This is a genomic window from Pseudomonas sp. SCPG-7 (assembly GCF_002156405.1).
GTDB lineage: Bacteria > Pseudomonadota > Gammaproteobacteria > Pseudomonadales > Pseudomonadaceae > Aquipseudomonas > Aquipseudomonas parakoreensis.
In genome coordinates, this window is sequence record NZ_MVOO01000001.1 from 253,133 (window position 1) to 275,330 (window position 22,198).

General features: G+C 63.3%; 8 protein-coding genes. All 8 read left to right on the top strand.

Annotated features, from left to right (window positions below; genetic code table 11):
• Window positions 1–7 precede the first annotated feature (7 nt).
• On the top strand, window positions 8–961 hold the full coding sequence (gene gspK / locus B1722_RS01290; RefSeq protein WP_086790966.1) for a type II secretion system minor pseudopilin GspK: 954 nt from the start codon (window positions 8–10) through the stop codon (window positions 959–961).
• Entirely contained in the window at window positions 958–2,142 is a 1,185-nt protein-coding gene (gene gspL / locus B1722_RS01295) for a type II secretion system protein GspL (protein WP_086790967.1), read from the top strand. Before gspK ends, gspL begins: the two co-directional genes overlap by 4 nt.
• Window positions 2,135–2,683, top strand: coding sequence for a type II secretion system protein GspM (gene gspM / locus B1722_RS01300; protein WP_086790968.1), 549 nt, complete (start codon window positions 2,135–2,137; stop codon window positions 2,681–2,683). Before gspL ends, gspM begins: the two co-directional genes overlap by 8 nt.
• Entirely contained in the window at window positions 2,680–5,061 is a 2,382-nt protein-coding gene (gene gspD, locus B1722_RS01305) for a type II secretion system secretin GspD (RefSeq protein ID WP_086790969.1), read from the top strand. Before gspM ends, gspD begins: the two co-directional genes overlap by 4 nt.
• A 184-nt stretch (window positions 5,062–5,245) precedes the next feature.
• Window positions 5,246–6,652, top strand: a complete 1,407-nt coding sequence (gspE, locus tag B1722_RS01310; protein WP_086790970.1) for a type II secretion system ATPase GspE — start codon at window positions 5,246–5,248, stop codon at window positions 6,650–6,652.
• Window positions 6,652–7,863, top strand: a complete 1,212-nt coding sequence (gene gspF, locus B1722_RS01315) for a type II secretion system inner membrane protein GspF (RefSeq protein ID WP_086790971.1) — start codon at window positions 6,652–6,654, stop codon at window positions 7,861–7,863. Before gspE ends, gspF begins: the two co-directional genes overlap by 1 nt.
• Before the next feature lie 490 nt (window positions 7,864–8,353).
• Entirely contained in the window at window positions 8,354–9,466 is a 1,113-nt protein-coding gene (locus B1722_RS01320; RefSeq protein ID WP_086790972.1) for a substrate-binding domain-containing protein, read from the top strand.
• Window positions 9,467–9,670: 204 nt separating this feature from the next.
• Window positions 9,671–22,174, top strand: coding sequence for a filamentous haemagglutinin family protein (locus B1722_RS01325; protein WP_086790973.1), 12,504 nt, complete (start codon window positions 9,671–9,673; stop codon window positions 22,172–22,174).
• Window positions 22,175–22,198 lie beyond the last annotated feature (24 nt).

Here is a 22,198-nt window from a genome sequence, read left to right on the forward strand (position 1 = left end):
GCCGGTGATGAACAGCCAATCGAATCAGCAGGGGATGGCGATCATCAGTGCGCTGTTGATCGCGGCGGTGGTCGCGGTGATTGCGGCGGGGATGTTGACCCGGCAGAGCGTTTCGACCCGTGCGCTGGAGGCGGATCAGCAGCGGGTGCAGGGGCGCTGGGTGTTGCACGGCGGTCTGGAGATCAGCCGGCAATTGCTCTGGGATGCGCGCCAGCGTGATCCGCTGACCCGGCTCGATCAGCCGTGGGCGCAGCGCTTGAATACGCAGGGTTTCGAGGGGCGGCTGGAGGATGAGCAGGGCAAGTTCAACCTGCGCAATCTGGTGGCCAACGAGCGTGTCGATGAGGCGCAGGTGCAGGCGTTTCAGCGGCTGTGCGAGTTGATCGGCGTCAGCGCCGGGTTGAGTCAGCGCATCAGTCAGCGGGTGATCGGCTCTTATCCGTATCTGTTGAACCCGCAGATTGCCGAAAACACCGCGAGCAAAAACGCCTTTGACAGTGGCCGCGCCACGTCGCCGAATGCTTCGCGTAAACCGCAGAATCCGAAGTTGCCGATGCTGCGCAGTGTCGATGATTTGCGCAGCGTCGAGGGCGTGAATGAGGCGGTCATCGGCAAACTGGCACCGTACCTGACGGTGATCCCCGCGACCACCTGGCTCAACGGCAATACCGCCACTGCGCCGGTGTTGGCCGCGTATGTGCCGGGGTTGTCGCTGGAGCGGGCGCAGGCGCTGATCAATGAGCGCGATGCCGGGCGCTGGTTCATCAACCGGGGCGATTTCGTCAACCGCTTGCGCATGCCGAATCTGGAGCTGACCAGCGTCAAGGTCGGCATCACCAGTGACTGGTTTCGTCTGCGTGGCGAGGCGCGGCGTGATCAGCGCCGGGTCAGCCTCGATGCGTTGCTGCATCGCAGCGAGGATCGTCTGCCACAGGTGATCTGGTCGCGGGTGGGCGTATGAGTCAGTTGCGTGTGAGTTTGCCGCCAATGGCGCAGTTAAGCCTCGACAGTGAGATGGATTGCGCGTGGCTGGACCGTCAGGGGCAGGTCATTCGTGAGCAGCGCCAGACCTTTAGCCAACTGGGGCAGCTACCGAAGCAGCCACCGCTCAGCGTTTTTCTGCACCCGGCGGACAGTCTGTTGGCGAGCATCGACCTGCCGCCATTGCCGGCGAACAAGATCGCAGCGGCGGTGCAATGCGCGGCGCAGGCCTTGATGCTCGGTGACTGCAACGACATGCACATCGCTCACAGTTCGCGGGATGAAGCGGGGCAGGTGCAGATCGCCTGGGCGCCGCGTCAGCGCTTGCAGCATCTGGGGCAATTGCTGAAGCAGGCCGGTCTGAATCTGCGCGGCTTGTACCCGGCGGCGTACAGCTTGCCGGTGCTGCCGGGCACGGTGGCCTGTCGGCAGGACGGCCATTTGTTGCTGCGCGAAAGCGTGCAGGTGGCGCGGGTGCAGCCGCTGTTCGACGACGAGATTGGTGACTGGCTGCTGAGCTGTGGCACGCCGCTGCACTGGATCGGTTCGATGCCACCGCCGGATGCAGAATTGCCGATGGCCGAAGCGCAGCGCTGGACCGGGCCGTTGCCCGGTTGGGGTCTGCAGGGTGCGGTGCAACAGCAGCGCAGCGAGCATCGCGGTTGGGGCCGGGCGCTGGGGCTTTGCGCATTGGCGGTGGCGGTGTGGGTCATCGGCTTGAACCTGTATGCCGCCCGCGAAGCCAGTCAGGGCCAGCAGCTCAAGGCGCAGATGGCGCTGCGGGTGAAGCAGGCTTTTCCCGAATTACCGGTGATCCTCAATCCGCTGCAACAGGCGCGTCAGCAATTGGCGGCGCGGCAGAAGGGCGCGGCGGAGGATCCGGCGCAGCCCTTCAATCGGCTGGTGTTGCAGGCCGGCAGCGGCATGCCGTTCATGGCTGGCACGGTCGAGCGCCTGACGTTTGTCGACGGCAGCTTGCAGTTGAGTCTGCTGGCCGATGCCCGGCGCAGCGCCAATGACAAGGACAAGGATTGGCAAGCCGCATTGGCCCAGATCGGAATCAGTGCGACGGCTGACGATGAAGGCTGGCTGCTGCGCCCAAGCGACGAAGTCACCACCCCCGACGACAGCGCTGACGACAGCGGAGCAGAAGATGAATAAGGCATCGCTCGCGGTGTACCGCGGTCGCTGGCAGCGTTTCAGCGCGCAGCTTCTAGTCCGTTGGCAAGCGTTGGCCCTGCGGGAAAAACGCATGGTCGGCGGCATGGCGGTGGTGCTGCTGTCGCTGTTGGTGTGGGTCGCGCTGATCCAGCCGCCGCTGAAAAAAATCACTTATTGGCAAGCTGAAACGCCAAAGCTGCGCGCGCAGACCGAAGCGCTTGAAGTGCTGTTGCGCGAGGTCAGCGTACGTCCGCAAGGGCAAAGTCTCGCGCAGTCGCTTGAACAGACGCTGCAAGCCAGCGGTTTGGCCGGGCACTATCAATTGCAGGCCGGGGAGGCCGGCGCGTGGCAACTGACGTTCGACGCGGCGCCAGCCGATGCCGTGCTCGACTGGCTGCTGAGCACTCCGGCACAACTTTCTCTGCAAGTGGTCGAGGCCCGTCTGCAACGCGCCGACAACGCTTCGACCGAAGTCACTGCCGGCACATTGTCGGGCACCGTTCGCATGGATCAGGCGCTGGGCGCTAAGGAAGCTTCATGAAGGGGTCAGGATCCAAACCGGCGCGCATGGCGTTGCCGATGCTGCTGATGGCATTGAGCGCGTGCAGCAACACCACCACGCCGCCGAATCAGCCGCCGTTGCTGGTGGACAGCGAACTGGGTCGGCCACTGGCCAACACCCAGCGCAGCGGCGATGCGCTGCTCGATCGGCAACGCGCCCAGGCACAAACCGCGCCGCAACCCCGGCAGATGCACAACATCACCGAACGCGCGCGCAGTGGCGGCGCCCCGCGCGGCAGCACACTGCCGAGCAATCCGCTGGGCGATCAGCCGGTGACGCTGAATTTTGTCGATGCCGATATTCAAGCGGTGGTGCGCGCGTTGTCGCGTTCCACCGGCCAGCAGTTTCTGGTCGACCCTCGGGTCAAGGGCAGCCTGACGCTGGTCTCGGAAGGTCAGGTGCCGGCACGCCAGGCCTATGACATGTTGCTCGCGGCGTTGCGCATGCAGGGTTTCAGCGTGGTCGATGTCGGCGGCGTCGCGCAGGTGGTGCCGGAGGCCGATGCGAAACTGCTCGGCGGGCCGATCTACAGCCCGGACAAACCCGCCGGCAACGGCATGCTCACCCGCACCTTTCGCCTGCAATACGAAAACGCGGTGAACCTGATTCCGGTGCTGCGCCCGATCGTGTCGCCGAACAACCCGATCAATGCCTACCCGGGCAACAACACCATCGTGGTTACCGATTACGCGGAGAACCTGACCCGCGTCGCCCAGTTGATCCAGACCATCGACACCCCGAGCGCGATCGACACTGACGTGGTGCAGATCCAGAACGGTATCGCTGCCGACATCGCACCGATGGTTGCCGATCTGCTCGACGCGCCGGGCAACGACCCGACGCAGAAAATTGCGGTGATCGGTGACCCGCGTTCCAACACCATCATCATTCGTGCTGGCAGCCCCGAGCGCACGGAGCTTGCGCGCAACCTGATCTACAAGCTCGACAACGCACAGAGCAATCCGAGCAATCTGCACGTGGTTTATTTGCGTAACGCGCAAGCGGCGAAACTGGCGCAGGCCCTACGCGGGCTGCTGACTGGCGAGAGCGACAGCGGCACCAGCGACAGTGCGCGCTCGGTGCTCAGTGCCATGGGTAGCAATGGCAACAACAATGGCGGTTCGGGTGCGCAGAGCGGCACGCAAAGCAGTGGCAACACCTCGACCACGTCGAGCACTGGCAGTACCGGCGGCAGTTATGCGCAGGGCAGCAGTTCGACCGGCAGCGGCGGCAATCAGGCCAGCGAGCAGAACGTTGCGTTCAGCGCTGGCGGGGTGACGATTCAGGCTGACGCGACCACCAACACCTTGCTGATTTCCGCGCCGGAGCCGTTGTATCGCAACCTGCGCGAGGTCATCGATTTGCTCGACCAGCGCCGCGCGCAAGTGGTGATCGAAAGCCTGATCGTCGAGGTCGGCGAGGACGATGCCAGCGAATTCGGCGTGCAGTGGCAGACCGGCAATCTCGGCGGCAACGGCGTGATCGGCGGGGCGAACCTTGGCGGTTCGGGGATCAATCTCAACGGCAAGACCAGCCTTGATGTGCTGCCGCAGGGTTTGAACATCGGCTACGTTAACGGCACCGTCGATATCCCCGGCATCGGCAAGATTCTCGACCTGAAAGTGCTGGCCCGGGCGCTGAAGAGCAAGGGCGGCACCAACGTGCTGTCGACGCCGAACCTGCTGACCCTCGATAACGAGGCGGCGAGCATTTTTGTCGGCCAGACCATTCCGTTTGTCAGCGGCAGTTACGTCACTGGCGGCGGGGGCACCAGCAACAACCCGTTCCAGACCGTGACCCGTGAAGAGGTGGGCTTGAAGCTGAATGTGCGGCCACAGATTTCCGAGGGCGGCACGGTCAAGCTCGATATCTATCAGGAAGTCAGCAGCATCGACGAACGTGCTTCAGTCAGCGCGCGAGCGGCGGGGATCGTCACCAACAAGCGCGCGATCGACACCAGTATTCTGCTCGACGACGGTCAGATCATGGTCCTCGGCGGCTTGCTGCAGGACGGCTACAGCCAGAGCAACGAAGCGGTGCCTTGGCTGGGAACATTGCCGGGAATCGGTGCGCTGTTTCGCAACGAGCGCCGGGCGATCAGCAAGACCAACCTGATGGTGTTTCTGCGCCCGTACATCATCCGCGACAGCGAAGCGGGGCGCAGCATCACCCTCAACCGCTACGACTTCATGCGCCGCGCCCAGGGCGGCCTGCAACCGGAGCGCAGCTGGGCGATGCCGGACATGCAGGCGCCGCAGTTGCCGACGGCGGCGCAAGGGGTGCCGAGTCCGGTTCCGGCTTCGGGACCTCGCGCGACGATCAAAGCGGTGCCGATTCAGTCGGGGCCATCGTTATGAGACACACTCTGAATCTGGTTGATATTCCTGTGGCGAGGGAGCTTGCTCCCGCTGGGCTGCGCAGCAGACCCAAAACCTGCAACCCCATTCTTCCAGATACACCCTGCATCCCGGATTTACGGGGGCTTCGCACCCGAGCGGGAGCAAGCTCCCTCGCCACAGGGGAATTGGGGGGCCGCAAGAGATGAGTGCATTGCCCTACGCCTGGGCCAAGGCCCAGCGCATTCTGTTGTGCGACGGCGTGCTGACCGTTTGCCCATCGACACCGGGCTGGTCGATCAGCGAGGTGCGGCGGCAGTTCGGTGAAACGTCGCTCCGGCGCGTGCGCGACGATGAACTCGACGGCTTGCTCACTACGGCTTACGCGGATACCGGCAGTGCGGCGGCGGTCGTTGGAGCAGCAGAAAACGAAGTGGATCTCGACCGCCTGATGCAGGACATGCCGGAAATCACCGACCTGCTCGACACTCAGGACGGCGCGCCGGTGATCCGCATGATCAACGCCTTGCTCACTCAAGCCGCGCGCGATGAGGCCAGCGACATTCATATCGAGCCGTTCGAAACCCATTCGGTGGTGCGCTATCGGGTCGACGGCACGCTGCGCGACGTGGTGTCGCCGCGCAAGGCATTGCACGGCGCGCTGGTGTCGCGGATCAAGATCATGGCCCAGCTCGACATCGCCGAAAAACGCTTGCCGCAGGACGGCCGTATCGCGTTGCGGGTGGCCGGGCGGCCGATTGATATTCGCGTCTCCACCGTGCCCACCGGGCATGGCGAGCGCGTGGTGATGCGCTTGCTCGACAAACAGGCCGGGCGCCTGCATCTGGAAACCCTCGGCATGGACGCGCAGGTGCTGGCCAAACTCGATCACCTGATCCGCCAGCCCCACGGCATCGTGCTGGTCACCGGCCCCACCGGCAGCGGCAAGACCACCAGCCTCTACGCCGCGCTGGCGCGACTGGATGCCAGCACCAGCAACATCCTCACCGTCGAAGACCCGGTGGAATACGATCTGCCGGGGATCAGCCAGATCCAGGTCAACGCCAAGATCGACATGACCTTCGCCTTGGCGCTGCGGGCGATTCTGCGCCAGGACCCGGACATCATCATGATCGGCGAGATCCGCGATCTGGAAACCGCGCAAATCGCCGTGCAGGCCTCGCTCACCGGGCATCTGGTGTTGGCGACGCTGCACACCAACGACGCGGTGTCGGCGGTCAACCGCTTGATCGACATGGGCGTCGAGCCATTTCTGCTGGCCTCGTCGATGCTCGGTGTACTGGCGCAACGCTTGGTGCGACGCCTGTGCAATCAGTGCAAGCAGGAAGACCCGGCGGCACCGGGCACGTGGCGGCCAGTGGGCTGCGCCGCCTGCAACCACACCGGCTACAGCGGCCGCACCGGCATCCACGAATTGTTCTGCATCGACGACGACATCCGCACCCTGATTCACCAAGGGGCAGGGGAGCAGGCTTTGCGCGCGGCGGCGGCAGAGGCCGGGATGTTCAGCCTGCGTGAGGACGGCGAGCGCTGGATTCGCAGCGGCGCCACCGCCCCGGAAGAAATCCTTCGTGTGACCCGGGACGCCTGATGAATCGCTATCGTTTTGAAGCCGCCGACGCCACCGGCAAGATCGAATCCGGGCATCTGGAAGCAGACAGTCAGGGCGCTGCGTTCGGCGTGTTGCGCAGCCGTGGTTTGACTGCGTTATCGGTGCACAAGGAGAGCAACGTCGCCCAGCATGGCGGCGGTGGCTTGTTCAGTGCGCGGATGTCGGACAACGATCTGGCCTGGGCCACCCGGCAATTGGCGAGCCTGCTCGGCGCCAGCCTGCCGCTGGAGGCTGCGCTCAGCGCGACGGTGGAACAGGCCGAGAAAAAACACATCGCCCACACCCTCAGCGCGGTGCGCGCCGACGTGCGCAGCGGCATGCGTCTGGCCGAGTCATTGGCCGCACGGCCACGGGATTTTCCGGAGATCTATCGCGCGCTGATCGCCGCCGGGGAGGAGTCCGGTGATCTGGCGCAGGTGATGGAGCGCCTGGCCGACTACATCGAGGAGCGCAACAACCTGCGCGGCAAGATTCTCACCGCGTTCATCTATCCCGGTGTGGTCGGGCTGGTGTCGATCGGCATCGTGATCTTCCTGCTCAGCTATGTGGTGCCGCAGGTGGTCAGTGCGTTTTCCCAGGCGCGGCAGGACTTGCCGGGGCTGACGTTGGCGATGCTCACCGCCAGCGATTTTATTCGGGCGTGGGGCTGGTTGTGTGCGGTGCTGATCGCGGGGGCATTCTGGAGCTGGCGCCTGTACCTGCGCAATCCGGCGGCGCGCTTGAGTTGGCATCATCGGGTGCTGAAATTGCCGCTGATCGGGCGTTTCGTGTTGGGCCTGAACACTGCGCGTTTCGCCTCGACCCTGGCGATTCTCGGCGGTGCCGGGGTGCCGTTGCTGCGGGCGCTGGAGGCGGCGCGGCAGACGTTATCCAATGATCGCTTGAGCCTGAGCGTCAGCGACGCCACGGCCAAGGTGCGTGAAGGGGTGAACCTGGCGGCGGCGTTGCGGGTGGAAAACGTGTTTCCGCCGGTGCTGATTCACCTGATCGCCAGCGGCGAGAAAACCGGCGCACTGCCGCCGATGCTCGAACGTGCGGCGCAAACGCTGTCGCGGGATATCGAACGGCGGGCAATGGGCATGACCGCGTTGCTCGAACCGCTGATGATTGTGGTGATGGGTGGGGTGGTGCTGGTGATTGTGATGGCGGTGTTGTTGCCGATCATTGAGATCAACCAGTTGGTGCAGTAGCTGCGATTGATGTGGTCTGCCCTGGCCCCATCGCTGGCAAGCCAGCTCCCACAGGGGGCAGTGTTGTTAATGCGACCTGCGTCACAACATCAAAACCTGTGGGAACTGGCTTGCCAGCGATAGGGCCATGCAGCACAACAAATAACTCAGACTTTTTTACCAGGACTTCAGCATCACCCGAGCCTCAAAAGAACCATCCTCGGGTTCTCCTTTCTGTCATCTGCAACCACCCCGCAACGGCTGCAGCCAGTTTCAGCCAAACCCACGATCCAGACGCCGCGCAATCCCCCGCAAACACCCGAGAAAACCCCCTGAAAAACCCCGCGCAGCTCCCGAGGTTTTTTCCTTTATCTGTCACCGGAAACTGCGAATTTCTCACTGCGACTTAACCCCGGGCCCCGCTTGCGAAGGTCAGCGGTGAGTCTTCCCAGTGTCATGCAAGTCCCCTGAAAACCTGTGTTCACAACCATCGTTGAAAAGGAGATTCTTCATGTTCAAGCGCACTCTGATCGCCGCTTCCTTGACAGTCGCCGCTCTGGCTTCCGCCCAGGCCATGGCCGTTACCGGTGGCGGCGCTACGCTGCCAGCCGCGCTGTACAAAGGTTCGGCCGACAGCATCCTGCCTGCCAACTTCAGCTACGCGGCCGTGGGTAGCGGTGCCGGCAAGACCGCTTTCCTGAGCAACAACCCGGCTGGCTTCAGCACCACCGGCACCGTGCATTTCGCCGGTAGCGACTCGATCCTCAGCGCTGCGGAAATCAGCACCTACAACACCACGTACGGCGCTTCGTACGGCCCGCTGATTCAACTGCCGTCGGTGGCCACTTCGGTTGCCATCCCGTACAAAAAAGCCGGCCAGACCGCACTGAACCTGACCAGCGCTCAACTGTGCGATGCGTTCTCCGGTGCCAAAACCACTTGGGGCCAGTTGCTCGGCACCACTGACACCACACCGATTCGCGTTGTTTACCGCAACGTTTCCAGCGGCACTTCGGAAATCCTCAGCCGTCACTTGAACTCGGTCTGCCCGACTCAGTTCGCCACCAGCTCCACCTTCACCAACGCGCGTCTGCCAGCCGGTTCGGCGCTGCCGTCGAACTGGGTCGGCGTCGCCAACACTGCCGATGTCGCCACCGCCGTGAACGCGGTTGACGGTTCGATCGGTTATGTCGGTCCGGACGGTGTCGACGCTACCAGCAACGCTGTTGTTGCTCGCGTCAACGGCGTTCAGCCAACGTCGCTCAACGTCACCCTGGCACTGTCGTCGGTGTCGGCTCCTTCGACCCCCGCCCAGGCTGCAAACCCTGCCAACTGGTCGCCCGTGGTGGCTAACCCGGCTTCGGGTTACAAACTGGCTGCCTACACCAACTTCATCTTCGGTCAGTGCTACAAGGATGCAACCGTGGCCGCGGCCGTCAAAGCCTTCCTGACTCAGCACTACAGCAACCCGGGCAACAACACTGCGACTCAGGCCCACAAGTTCGTCGCCGTGCCTAACGCCTGGAAAACTGCTGTGACCGCCAACTTCATCACCAACACTTCGGGCAACAACCTGGACATCAACAACGCCAGCGTCTGCAACGCTATCGGTCGTCCTTTGTAAGCTCTCGCGGTCGTAACGCCGATGACGGCAACCTTGGGGTTGCCGTCATTTTTTTTGGCTCGAATACACGCCGAACATGAAGTTTGTGTGACATCCGTTCGGTCGCGCCCCTCGCCAACGGCCTATGTCGTAACAGCAGGTTTTTGCAGGCCTGCGGCATCTTTGGCAACCAAAGTGTGGCAATCAAAAAAGGATCTCGTAGTGATGCTCGCTCGCCCATCCCGTCGTCGTACCCACGTTCAGTCCTTCCAGCGTGATGCCGTGGAGCCGGCGCTGTGGCTGCTCAAGCCATTGGCGCACGCGGTGGCGTTGTGTCTGGTGGCGGGCAGTGCGCAGGCGCAGACGGCGTTCAGTTCGAGCTGGTTTGCCGCCAAGGGTGCAGCGCAACAGGCTGCGGCGGCACGTCCGAGCGTTGGCGGATTGCCGGGGATGACACCGCCATTGGCCCAACAGCAAAAAGCCAATGCGCAGTTGCAGCGTTCGATCCAGACCCTGAACAACACGGTTGCCGCGATTGCTGCGCAACAGGCGGCGCAGGCGGCCGGACGCACGGCGGCGTTGGGCACGGTACAGTTTGTACCGGACGGTCTGGGCGAGGGCGGTTTGAAAGTCGATAACAGCCTGACCCAGGGTTGGCAGAACGCCAAGGGCCCGCAACAGACCCGGGCCGACGGCAAGACAACGGTGAAGATCGAGCAGACCTCCGACAAGGCGATCCTCAACTGGGAAACCTTCAACGTCGGCCGCAACACCACCGTTGAATTCGCCCAGCAGTCGAACTGGGCGGTGCTCAACCGGGTCAACGATCCGAATGCCCGGGCCAGCCGGATTCAGGGCCAGATCAAGGGCGACGGCACGGTGATGCTGATCAACCGCAACGGCATCGTCTTCAGCGGCGGCAGTCAGGTCAACGTGCGCAACCTGGTGGCGGCAGCGGCGAATATCACCGATATCCAGTTCCGCGATCGGGGTCTGTATTTCGACAGCAGCGCCACCCAGCCGACCTTCACCGATGCGGCCGGCAAAGTGTTGGTGGAACGTGGTGCCTCCATCGACACCCACAAGCCGGCATCGTCTACAGCTGCCGGGGGTTATGCCTTGCTGCTCGGCAGCGACGTACAGAACGACGGCAGCATCAGCACCGTCAAGGGCCAGACCGTGCTGGCCGCTGGTGACCGTTTCTACATTCGCAAGGGCTCGGGCACCGAGGGTAATGCGCTGTCGACCACCTTCGGCAGCGAAGTCATTCCCGGCTTCAAGGCCGGAGCCGTTGCGGGCAAAGTCACTAACAACGGACTGATCCAGTCTGCCACGGGCGACATCACTCTGACCGGTCACGAGGTGGTGCAAAATGGCGTATTGCTCGCCAGCACGTCAGTGGCGACGCGGGGCACGATTCACCTGACCAACCCGAACAGCGACAGCAGCGGCAGCGGCAGCGTCACGCTGGGGCAGGGCAGCGCCACGGCCGTCATGCTCGACAGCAGTGACCTGACGGCCCTCGACAGCCAACGTCAGGCCGCGCTGACAGGCGTCACGGCCAATAACCGGATCCGTGGCGATCAGTCACGCGTCGAGATTCAGAGCGGTGGCAGTGTCGAGTTCCAGAGCGGTTCGATCACCCTGGCCACTGGCGGCCAGGTTGCGGTCAATGCACAACGCCGCAGCCTGGTGCGCGACGGTGCAATGATCGATGTGTCCGGTGCCCTCGGCGTCAGAGTGGCGATGGAAAACAACAGCATCAAGATCAACGTGCAAGGCAACGAGCAGCGCGATGCCTCGGTCAACCGCGAGAAAGGCGCGCTCAACAGCAATGACATCTGGGTCGATGTGCGCGATCTGGTGTATGTGCCGGCGGGCACCAACGGCTACGCCACGGATCGCTGGTACACCGCCGGTGGCCTGTTGGAAGTCGGTGGTTATCTCGGCACTCAGGGCCACAGCGTCGGCGAATGGATGGCTCAGGGCGGCACGGTGAGTTTTGCCGGCAACGACGTGGTGACTGAAAAGGGTTCGCTGATCAACCTGTCCGGCGGCACCCTGGATGTGCAGAGCGGCGAGATCCGCCAGAGCTGGCTGCGTGGCGCCGACGGCAAGCTGTATGAAGTGTCGCGCGCGCCGGGGGATCTGCTCTACACCGGCCTGTACAAAGGCTATGAAGACAGCAGCCAACGCTGGGGTCAGACCCGCTATTACTACAGCCCGCTGATTGCCCCGCGCTCGCGTTTCGAGTCGGGTTACACCGTGGGCCGCGATGCCGGGCAACTGGTGATTGCCACGGCCAATGCGGTCCTCGACGGGCAAATGATCGGCGAGGTGTATCAGGGCGAACGGCAGAATCAGGCGCCGAAACCGGTGCTCGACGGCTATCAGCAGAGCCAGACCGCACTGGCCCGGCGTGCGCAGTTGATCGTCGGCAGTTACGACCCGACCTTCGTCGCGGCGTCGAATGGCCTGCTCTACACCCTCAATCCATTGCTCGATCAGGTGCAGATCGGTGGCACGCGTCCGGTCGCCGACAGTGATCTGAATCTGAGCGCCGCAGTGTCCGAGTCGCGCAAGGGCAAGTTGTATCTGGATAACGATCAACTCAATGGTTTCCGGCTCGGTGCGCTCAAGGTCGCGGCCAGCGATCAGATCGCCGTCGACGGTGCGCTCACGGTCGATAACGGTGGCGACATCACCCTGTACTCCCCGGAGGTGCAGATCGGCGCCGACCTGAGCGCGCGTGGCGGTAGTCTGCGCTTGGGTAACGTGCTCAATCAGTTTCTCAGTAGCGACACCGCTGACACTCGGCTCACGGCGAAGGTCGGCAAGGCGACGCAAGTCACTGTGGCCGACGGTGTGCAACTCGATACCCGTGGTGTATGGAGCAACCTGCGCAGCAACCCGGACGACGGTGCGAGCCTGGCGTATCTCAATGGCGGTTTGCTGTCGATCCGCAGCAGTGGCGACATCGATATGGGCGCAGGCAGTCTGCTCGATGCGTCCTCCGGCGGCGCTGTGCTGGCCAACGGCAAGACCCGGGGTGGCAAGGGCGGCGACCTGACGCTGGAATCCAGTGCGATTTCGGCGCCCGGTGAAACCCACCTGAACCTTGCGGGCGAACTGCGGGGCTACGGTGTCACGGGCGGCGGCACGCTGACGGTGCAGGCCAATAAGATTCTCATCGGTCAGACCGACAAGGCGCTGGCCGACAATACCCTGCAGCTGTCTGCCGATCTGTTGCGCAAGGGCTTTTCCGCCTACAACCTGATTGGCCTGAATGGGCTGGACGTTGCTGAAGGTACGGCGATCGATGTGCACATGCCGGTGTACCGTTTCGCTGATGCCGCGCCGAATCAGGTCAGTGGTGTCGATCCGCAAACGGCGCTGGAGCTGTGGACACCGACGCTGTTCCAGGAAAACCCGACCAAGGGCCTGTTGACCCAACGCGCCGGCGCCAGCCTGACACTGCAAGGTGGCGCGACGCTGGTCGGGCTGATAGACGCCGCCAACAGCACCTTGACCCTGGGCCGCGGTTCGCGGATCAGTGTCGATCCGGGGCAGAGCATCAAACTGCGCGGTGCCGGACAGATCACCGTGGAAGGTGAACTGAATGCCTGGGGTGGTGCGATTGATATCCGTCAGCAACAGTTTGGTTCGAACAAACCGGCGACCGCCATTGCCGTGGCCGATCCGAGCGCACATGACCGCTCCATCTGGATCGGTGAACAGGCTGTGCTGGATGTCTCCGGACGCACCACTACGGCAGTCGATGCGCTGGGCCGCACTTACGGGCAGGTCGGCAAGGGCGGCAGCATCATCATCGGCGGTGAAATCGATGCGAAACTGGCTACAGCCACGGCCGCCGATGCTTATGTGATCGTGCGTCAGGGCGCCCGGCTGGACGCTTCCGGCAGCGAGACCGTTCTGGATATCGCCGGCCAAGGGCCGACCCGCGTCGCAACCGACGGCGGGCGGATCAGCCTGAGCTCCTACAACGGCCTGTTCGTTGAGGGCAACCTGCGTGCAGTGGCGGGCGGTGTCGGGGCTGCCGGCGGTCGTCTGGACGTTGCGCTTGAAACACCGCTGTACGTTGACTCGGCAAGCAATGCCGTGCGGGCGCCGCGAGAGATGATCATTGGCCAGGCGCCGACGGACAAACCGCTCGCGCCGGATCTGCGTCCGGGCGAGGGCGCCGCTGACCTGCGCTACGGTCAGACGCGCTTGAGCGCAGACAGCCTGATGGCGGGCGGCTTCGATAACCTGAGTCTGTTGAGCAACGGTTTGCTGTCGTTTGACGGCGACGTCAATCTGCACATGAACCAGAGCCTGACGCTGTACGCCGGAGCGCTGTCGCTGGCCGAAACCTCCGCAAGTACGACTCGCGTCGATTTGAGCGCGCCGTACCTGCGCCTGTCTGGCGTCGGCACTTACCACGCCGGCTTCGGCCTGATACGGCCGCGATTGACCAATAATCCGACGACACAGCTGTCGGACGCGACCTTCAGCGCGTCAGCGGACTTGCTGGACGTGAGCAATGGCCTGTCGTTCGGTACGCAGGGTTCAATCCTGCAACTCGGCGCGCCGGCGGTTGCGTATGGCCGACGGGCATTTGGTCAGGTGAGCCTCGACAGTCGTGGCGATCTGCGTTTCCTCGCACCCAACGACGGTGCCGAAAAAACCCGGCTGTGGACGCCGGGTGACTTGAACCTCGGTGCTGCACAAATCTATCCCGCCAGTGACGTCCAGGCTGAAGTGCGCGTTGGCTATCAGGGTGCCGTTGCGGTGTCCGACCATACGCTGCGGATCAGCAGCCACGGTGCGGCACCCGCTGAGGTGCCGTACTCGGTATTCGGCAATCTGAGTTTTTCCGCGGCGTACATCGAGCAGGGCGGGGTGGTTCGGGCCCCGCTGGGCAAGATTGTTCTGGGTGACGATTTGCAGACCACCAGTCATGAGGTTCGACTGCTGTCGGGCAGCACCACGTCGGTCAGCGGCGCCGGTCTGGTCATGCCATACGGTGGCACTACGGACGGCATCGATTATCTCTACAACGGTAAATCCGTGGTGTTGAACGGCATCACGGGCGATAAAAACGGCGTGGCGATCGGTGGGCAATACATCGAGGTGCAGAACGGTGCGCTGATCGATCTGTCCGGCGGTGGCGATCTTCGCGGCGCCGGTTTCATTTCCGGACGCGGCGGTTCTACCGATGCGCGCTTCAATCCGCTGGTGCGCAATGCCACCGATGGCACCTTCAGTCTGCCGGGGCTGGCGAGTAATCCGGTCTACGCCATCGTGCCGGGCAATCAGAGCCGTTACGCGCCGATCCTGGCCGAAGCCGGAGCGGTCGATCCGCGCATCGGCCAGCAGGTCACTATTGGCGCCGGCGTGCCGGGGCTGGCGGCGGGGACATACACGCTGCTGCCGTCCACCTTTGCCTTGTTGCCGGGCGCATTCCGGGTCGAGGTCAACGGTCAGGCGACGCCAGCTGCGACGACGGCAGCGTTGCAGCTACGCAACGGTTCGTGGACCAGCAGCGGGCAGATTTCGATTGCCAATACCGGACTGCGCGACAGTCTGGCCAGTCAGGTGATCCTGACGTCGGCTGACGTGCTGCGCCGTTACTCGCAGTACAACGAAACCTCGTTCACCCAGTTCATCCGCAGCGATGCCGCCCGGCGTGGCGTGCCCCGTGCGTTGGCGCCAATGGACGGCAAGGTGCTTGATCTGCGCCTGAGCACGGGTGGCAAGCAGGAGACTGCGTTGCAGTTCGATGGGCGAGCGCTGTTTGATGCCGCCGAAGGCGGGCTGATCGGCACGGCGGCGCTACGCGGTGGTTACGCCGGCGCCGAGTTCGAGGTGCTCGGTGCGGGGCATGCGCCGTCGCCGGGTTTCAGTGGCGTGTCGGTGTACGCCGACACGCTGAACAACTTCAATGCCGGACGTCTGACGCTCGGTGCGCTGCCGGAGGTGACTTACAACACGACCGGCAACATCATCAAGTTCGTGGGGACCTCCAGCAACATCACGCTGCGCGAAGGGGCCATCCTGTCAGCGCCGGAAGTCGTGCTGCGCACCACCTCGACCACCGGTGGCATCACGGTCGAAGCGGGCGCCGGGATCAACACCCTGAAGCGTGGCAATGTGGCCTTCGATTCAACGTCCGGCTACCTCTACCAGCCTGAAGCCTCGAGCCTGTTGGTCGTATCCAACGGCTGGACCCATGTGCTGGCGCCGGCAGCGGCCAGCGGCATCAGCGGCGCGGGCAGCATCCGGATTGGCGTGTGTGTCACGTCATCTTGCAACGATCCGGCGCTGCTCTATTCGAACGGCAGTATTACGGCGGCGACGGACAATCAGTTCGAACTGGGTGAAGCGGTACGTTTCGGCACGCGCCGACTGGCACTGGCAGTGGGCTCGGTCAACGCCGGCAGCGCCACCGCGCTGGCGGCGGCCGGCAGTCGCGTACCGGCCGGTCTGACCCTTAACCAGAACGTGCTCGACCGCCTGCTGCGCGGCGACACCCAATATGCTGCGCCAGCGCTGGAAACCCTGAGCCTGACCACCCGCGATGCCTTCAATTTCTTCGGCAGCGTGAGCCTCGACACAATCGATCCGCAGACCGGCCAAAGCAAACTGCAGAACCTGGTGCTGGTTACCCCGGCGATCTACGGTCTGGGCGATGCCAACGATGTGGCGAGCATCCGCACCGCCAACCTGATCTGGAACGGCGCGACGCAAAGTGCTGGCAGCGTCATCACCGGTGGCGCCGGTACGGGCAGCGGCACACTGGACATTCAGGCCCAGCGGATCGAGCTGGGTTACGGCCCGATGCCTCAGGCCAGCGGGCTGGATCAGAACAATCGTCTGGCGCTGGGTTTTGCCAACGTCAACCTCAGCGCCAGCGAGCGCATCACCGCCAATCACAAGGGCAGCCTGGCGGTGTATCAGGAGCAGGGCGCTTACGATCCGCTCAAGGGTTACCGCTACAGCGGCGGCAATCTGAACCTGCGCACGCCGTTGCTCACCGGTGAAGCGGCTTCGGTCAGTCTGCTCAAGGTCGGCAACAGCCTGACCCTCAGCGGCGCCGGGGCTGCCGGGGTGGCGAATGCGTTGGCTGCAGAGTTGAATCTTGAAGCCCGCGATATCGTGCTGGACAGCCGTATCGCCTTGGCCAGCGGCAAGCTGACCGTCAAGTCCGAGGGCGATTTAACGCTGGGCACTCGTGCCGTGCTGGACATGGCCGGGCGGACCTTGCCGTTCAATGATGTCAGCAAATACAGCTGGGGCGGCGACGTATCGCTGTACAGCGCCAACGGCAATATTCGCCAGGCTGCGGGCTCGCGGATCGATCTGTCGGCGAAGAACAATCAGGCCGGTAACCTCAGCGTCGTCGCTCTGGCCGATGCGGCCGGGATGGTCGATCTGCAAGGCGAGATTGTCGGCGGCAGCAGCGGTTACTACGACGCCGGAGGCACGTTGGTGCCGTACAAGGCCGGTGGCGTGGACATTCGCGCGCAGCGCCTGGGTGGTGACGCCACCGAGCAGTTCGCCGCACTCAATCAGCGCTTGAATGCCGGGCAGGTTTACGGCAGCCGCAGCCTGCAGCTCAAACAAGGCAACCTGGTGATCGGCGATGGCCTCAAAGCGAGCGAGGTCAATGTCGCGCTGGACAATGGCAGCCTGACGGTGGCCGGTCTGATCGATGCCAGCGGCGAGCGTGTCGGCAGCATTCGCCTGTCGGCGAAAAATGGCCTGACGCTGGCTGGCAGCAGCGTACTCGATGCCCATGGCCGCGTGCTGCGCGTCGACAGCTACGGCAAGATCATCGATGCACCCAACCGCGCCACGGTCGAACTGAATTCCGGCGATGGTTTGCTTACGTTGGGCAGCGGCGCGCGTATCGACCTGCGCCACGGCACTGATGCCGTGCCCGGTTTCCTCGCCGGGCAACACGATGGAGTGCTGCGCGGTACGCTGGAGCTGAACGCGCCGCGTCTGGGCAGCAATGACATCGCCATCGACGCCAGCGGTGTGTTGACCATTCAGGGCGCTCGCTCCATCGGGCTCAATGGTTTGCGCCGCTATACCGATGCCCGCGATGGCGTCGATCCGGCGGTCAGTGGCCGACCATATCAGGTGATTGATCAGGCCATGCTCGAACGCATTCACGGCGACAGCAATGATTTTATCAACGGCGCACTGGGCAACAACGATCTGTTGCAACGCAAACTCGCCGGGCTGAATAACGCCACTTACGCCGACGCCTTCCATCTGCGCCCGGGTGTGGAGATCGCCAGCAAGACGGCTGACGGTGATCTGGTGGTAGAGGGCGATCTGGATTTGTCCGGTTATCGCTACGCCAGTCTCAATCCGCACACGCAGCTGAACCCCGCCGTATATGGTTCCGGGGAAGCAGGCAGCCTGGTGATTCGTGCCGGTGGCAACCTCGATATTTACGGCAGCATCAATGACGGCTTCGCGCCGCCACCGGAAACCCAGGATGACGCCGGGTGGAAACTGATTGCCGGTGTGCAGCCGTTCGGTGGCGATCTGATCGTGCCGGGCAGTGGGGTGACGCTGGCCGAGGGCACGCAGTTTCCGCAGGGGGCGACACTCAATTACGACGTGACGATTCAACCAGCGGTTCTGGCCAGTGGCACGTTGCTGCCGACTCAAGCTGTGCTGAACGAGGCGTATACCTTCAGCGCCGGCACGGTGTTGGCGGGGGCGATTCACGACAGCAACGGTCATCTGCTGTACACCGCCGGTACGCTGCTCAGCGACAGCGTGACGTTGCCTGCCGACACACGCCTGGGCGCCGGCATCCGTTTGAACAAGGCCACCGCCCTGCAAGCGATGAACTGGCCCAAGGGTGTGCCGCTGCCAAGTGCTTACGATGCAGATCTGACGACGTTCTCCGGGGTGAAATTAAAGGGCGAACTGGCCTTGTTGCGCGGTTCGCTGATTCCGTCGATGACCGATGTGAAGCTCGCCGAAGGCACTTCGCTGATCGAGTTGCGGCCGTTCAACGGCACACAACAGGGCAAGAACTGGGCGCTGGCCAGCATGCTGCCGTCGGGCAGTGCTTCATGGTCGATGCGCGTGGTGGCGGGTGCAGATCTTGATGCGGCCGACAGCCGTGCCGTGAAGCCTGTCACCACCGATGGCAATCTGCGGCTGGCGGACACTCATTACGGTGTCACGCTTACCCAGGCAACGGGAATACTCGTGTGGGCACCCGACAATCCGTATGACCTTCCGGGATATTACCCTGTGCCCGATGACCAACTGGAGATCTGTGCACAGGTGGAAGGGCTCTGTGTGCCGATGGCACGTTGGGTCTGGGCGCCGGGCAATGGTCAGGGACCTGACTACGAACCCGTTCCCGAGGAGTATCAGATCCTTTGTGAAATCTATCCGGAGTTCTGCATCGGCAATAATCCCGGCACAACCGCCAAGGCCCACAGTCAGATGTTCAGTGTGCTGCGCACCGGTACAGGCGATCTCGATCTGATGGCTGCCGGCAACCTGAGCATGGATTCACCGTTCGGCGTTTATACCGCCGGCACTCAATCAGCGAATGTCGATCCGTTGTACAACCAGAAACGTGGGCATCTGTCGGACAGCAATTCGGTGTTGGGCAGCGCCGGTGCCACTTATGAAAAATGGGTCGACGGCGGTAGCGACAGCCTTTATCAGGCCTGGTATCCGCAATTGGGTGGCAATCTGCACATCAATGCCGGTGGCTCGGTTTCCGGGGATTCCGTCGGCACGAAAGCACAATCGGTGAATGGCGGTTTCCGCGAACAGATCGCCAGTGCGTCAGTGGGCAACTGGTTGTGGCGCCAAGGCACGGGCAACCCGGATGTGCCCACAGCGTGGTGGATCAACTTTGGCAGTTACGCTACTCGGTTGATGACGCCTGACGCCAATACCGAACCGTACCTGGTGGGCTTCACCGGATTCGGCACCCTGGGCGGCGGCAACATCAGCCTGCGTGTCGGTGGCGACGCCGGGATGCTCAGACCGTTGGGCGATGCGGTCAATTATCCGCGCAGCCAAGGGCTGATCGTTGCCGTGGGCAGCACCGGGCGTGTCGCCGACGATGGGAGCGTGCAGATGACCGGCGGTGGCGATATGGACATTCGCATCGGCGGCGCATTCAACCCATCGCTGCAAGCGCGGGCCGGGGATAACGGGACTCAGCCGCCGAGGCACGACCTGCAAGGCGCACTGATCAACTTGCGCGGTGCGGCGCAATTGACGGGTGGGGCGCTGGGCGGCATCAATCTGCAATACGGTGCCAGCTCGCAGTTGCATGATGTCCGTGAAACCCGACCGCTGGATCCGTTCACCTCGACGACCAGCAACGCTTCTGGTGGCCTGGTGCTGATTCCCGGAGACTCCGGCATGAGTCTCAGCACCCGTGGTGATCTGGTATTGGGGGGGGCGGCCGATCCCGGTCGTGTGAGCCAATTCAACGCCACGCCACTGCTCGATAGCGACGCTAATATCCTTCCCGGTGGCACCCTGAGCGGCTTCTCACTGTGGACCGATCACACCGCCATCGATCTGTTTTCCGCCGGCGGCAATCTCACGCCCAGCACTCAGTTGGCGCAGGTCGATGGGAGTCTGTCTCCTGTGAGGGGCGCCAATACCTCGCCCACCGATGGTCGTTTTGTCTACCCGGCGATTCTTCGGGCCGTTGCCGCTCAAGGTTCGATTTATGCGGGGCCATCAGCGGCTTACGGGGTCGGCAATGCTGCGCCGAAAACCGCGTATTCCCTGCTTTTGGCGCCTTCTCCATCCGGGCAACTCGAACTGTTGGCGGGCGATTCCATCTATGCCGGCGGCTACGCAATCAATCAGTCCGGTGCCAGCCCGCTGGCCATCGCCACCCCGTTCAGGCCGTCATTCCTCGCCTTTGCCAGCAATAACCCCAACAAGCCACTCACCAGCAACTACGGCAGTGACGGTGTTAAACCGGATGGTAATTCGCGTTATCCATTGTTCGCTTTTGGGCCCGACAGCTATTCCGGTTTGAATGATGTGCAAGGGCCGGCACGGTTCTATGCCCTGACCGGCGATTTGGTGGGGATACGCAGTGGCGAGACGTTGAGTTTCGATACCTCGAAACGCACTTGGTACGAAGCAGCAGGCCCTGTCTGGATGATTGCCGGACGTGACATCGTGGCATCCGGAACCCACCTGGGCCAACCGACAGCCGTGCAGCCCGATGAGATGGGCGTGGGTCGGGAAGGCATCACCTCGACCGGCAACCTGTTCGTTCATAACGACCCGCGAGATATATCCCGGGTGTCGGCGGGCCGCGACATTCTCTACAGCAGCTTCGATATCGCCGGCCCTGGCACGCTGGATATCAATGCCGGGCGCAACATCCTGATGGAAAACCGTGCCAGCATCACCAGCCTCGGCGCGATAGTGGCCGGGGATTCGCGGCCCGGTGCCAGCGTGGTATTGCAGGCGGGCGCAGGCGCGCAGGGGCCGGATTACACAAAGTTCATCGCCCGTTACCTGAACCCGCAAAACCTTGCTGATCCGAATGCCTCTCTCAACGGCCAGCCGGGCAAAGTGGTCAAGACCTACCTCGACGAGTTGCAGAGCTGGCTGACGCTCGGCTACGGCTTCAGCGGCAACGCAGAGCAGGCACAGGCGTTCTATACCGCGCTGCCAAGTGCCGAGCAGGCGATCTTCGCTCGCCAGGTGTACTTCGCCGAACTGCGCGCCGGCGGCCTGGAATACAACGACGCTGACGGCCCACGCAAAGGCAGTTATCTGCGCGGTCGCAACGCCATCGCCGCACTGTTCCCGAGCACCGATGTGGCGGGCAATCCGCTGCGTTACGACGGCGACATCACGCTCTACGGTGGTGCCGGGGTCAAGACCCTGTTCGGCGGCGATATCCAGATGCTCACGCCGGGCGGCGGTCAGGTGTTCGGCATCGAAGGCTCAGCACCACCGTCCACGGCGGGGATCATTACGCAGGGCTTGGGCAACATTCAGCTCTACTCGCAGGGCAGCATTCTGCTGGGGCAGAGCCGGATCATGACCACCTTCGGTGGTTCGATTCTCGGCTGGTCGGCCGAGGGCGACATCAACGCCGGTCGCGGTTCGAAAACCACCGTGGTCTACACCCCGCCGAAACGGGTTTACGACACTTGGGGCAACGTGACCCTGTCGCCTTCGGTGCCGAGCACCGGTGCGGGTATCGCCACCCTTAACCCGATTGCCGAAGTGGCACCTGGCGACATCGACCTGATCGCGCCGCTGGGCACCATCGACGCCGGGGAGGCGGGGATTCGCGTCTCGGGCAACGTCAACATCGCCGCGCTGACGGTGGTCAACGCTGCCAACATCTCGGTGCAGGGCAAGGCGACGGGTGTGCCTGTTGTGTCGGCGGTGAACACCGGGGCGATCACCTCGGCAAGCTCCGCTGCCTCTTCAGCCACCCAGGCCGCTGAGGACGTGGCCCGTCAGCAGCAGGCAGCAGCGCGGCAGAATCAGGCGTCGGTGTTCACCGTGCAGGTGCTGAGTTTCGGTAACGAGCAACTGGCGCCGACCCGCGATGGCGCCAGTCGTGCGCCGGCCAGCGGATACAACCCGAACAGCCCGGTGCAGGTGCTGGGCGCCGGGGTGCTGGATGAACAGGCGAAACAGCAGCTGACCGAGGAGGAACGGGGGCAGCTGACGTTGTAAAGGACTCTCGTGTAGTACTTTGGG

Excerpts from the sequence above, each read along its gene's own strand:
- gspK (WP_086790966.1), top strand. The coding sequence starts at position 8 with ATGAACAGCCAATCGAATCAGCAGGGGATGGCGATCATCAGTGCGCTG.
- gspL (WP_086790967.1), top strand. The coding sequence starts at position 958 with ATGAGTCAGTTGCGTGTGAGTTTGCCGCCAATGGCGCAGTTAAGCCTC.
- gspM (WP_086790968.1), top strand. The coding sequence starts at position 2,135 with ATGAATAAGGCATCGCTCGCGGTGTACCGCGGTCGCTGGCAGCGTTTC.
- gspD (WP_086790969.1), top strand. The coding sequence starts at position 2,680 with ATGAAGGGGTCAGGATCCAAACCGGCGCGCATGGCGTTGCCGATGCTG.
- gspE (WP_086790970.1), top strand. The coding sequence starts at position 5,246 with ATGAGTGCATTGCCCTACGCCTGGGCCAAGGCCCAGCGCATTCTGTTG.
- gspF (WP_086790971.1), top strand. The coding sequence starts at position 6,652 with ATGAATCGCTATCGTTTTGAAGCCGCCGACGCCACCGGCAAGATCGAA.
- B1722_RS01320 (WP_086790972.1), top strand. The coding sequence starts at position 8,354 with ATGTTCAAGCGCACTCTGATCGCCGCTTCCTTGACAGTCGCCGCTCTG.
- B1722_RS01325 (WP_086790973.1), top strand. The coding sequence starts at position 9,671 with ATGCTCGCTCGCCCATCCCGTCGTCGTACCCACGTTCAGTCCTTCCAG.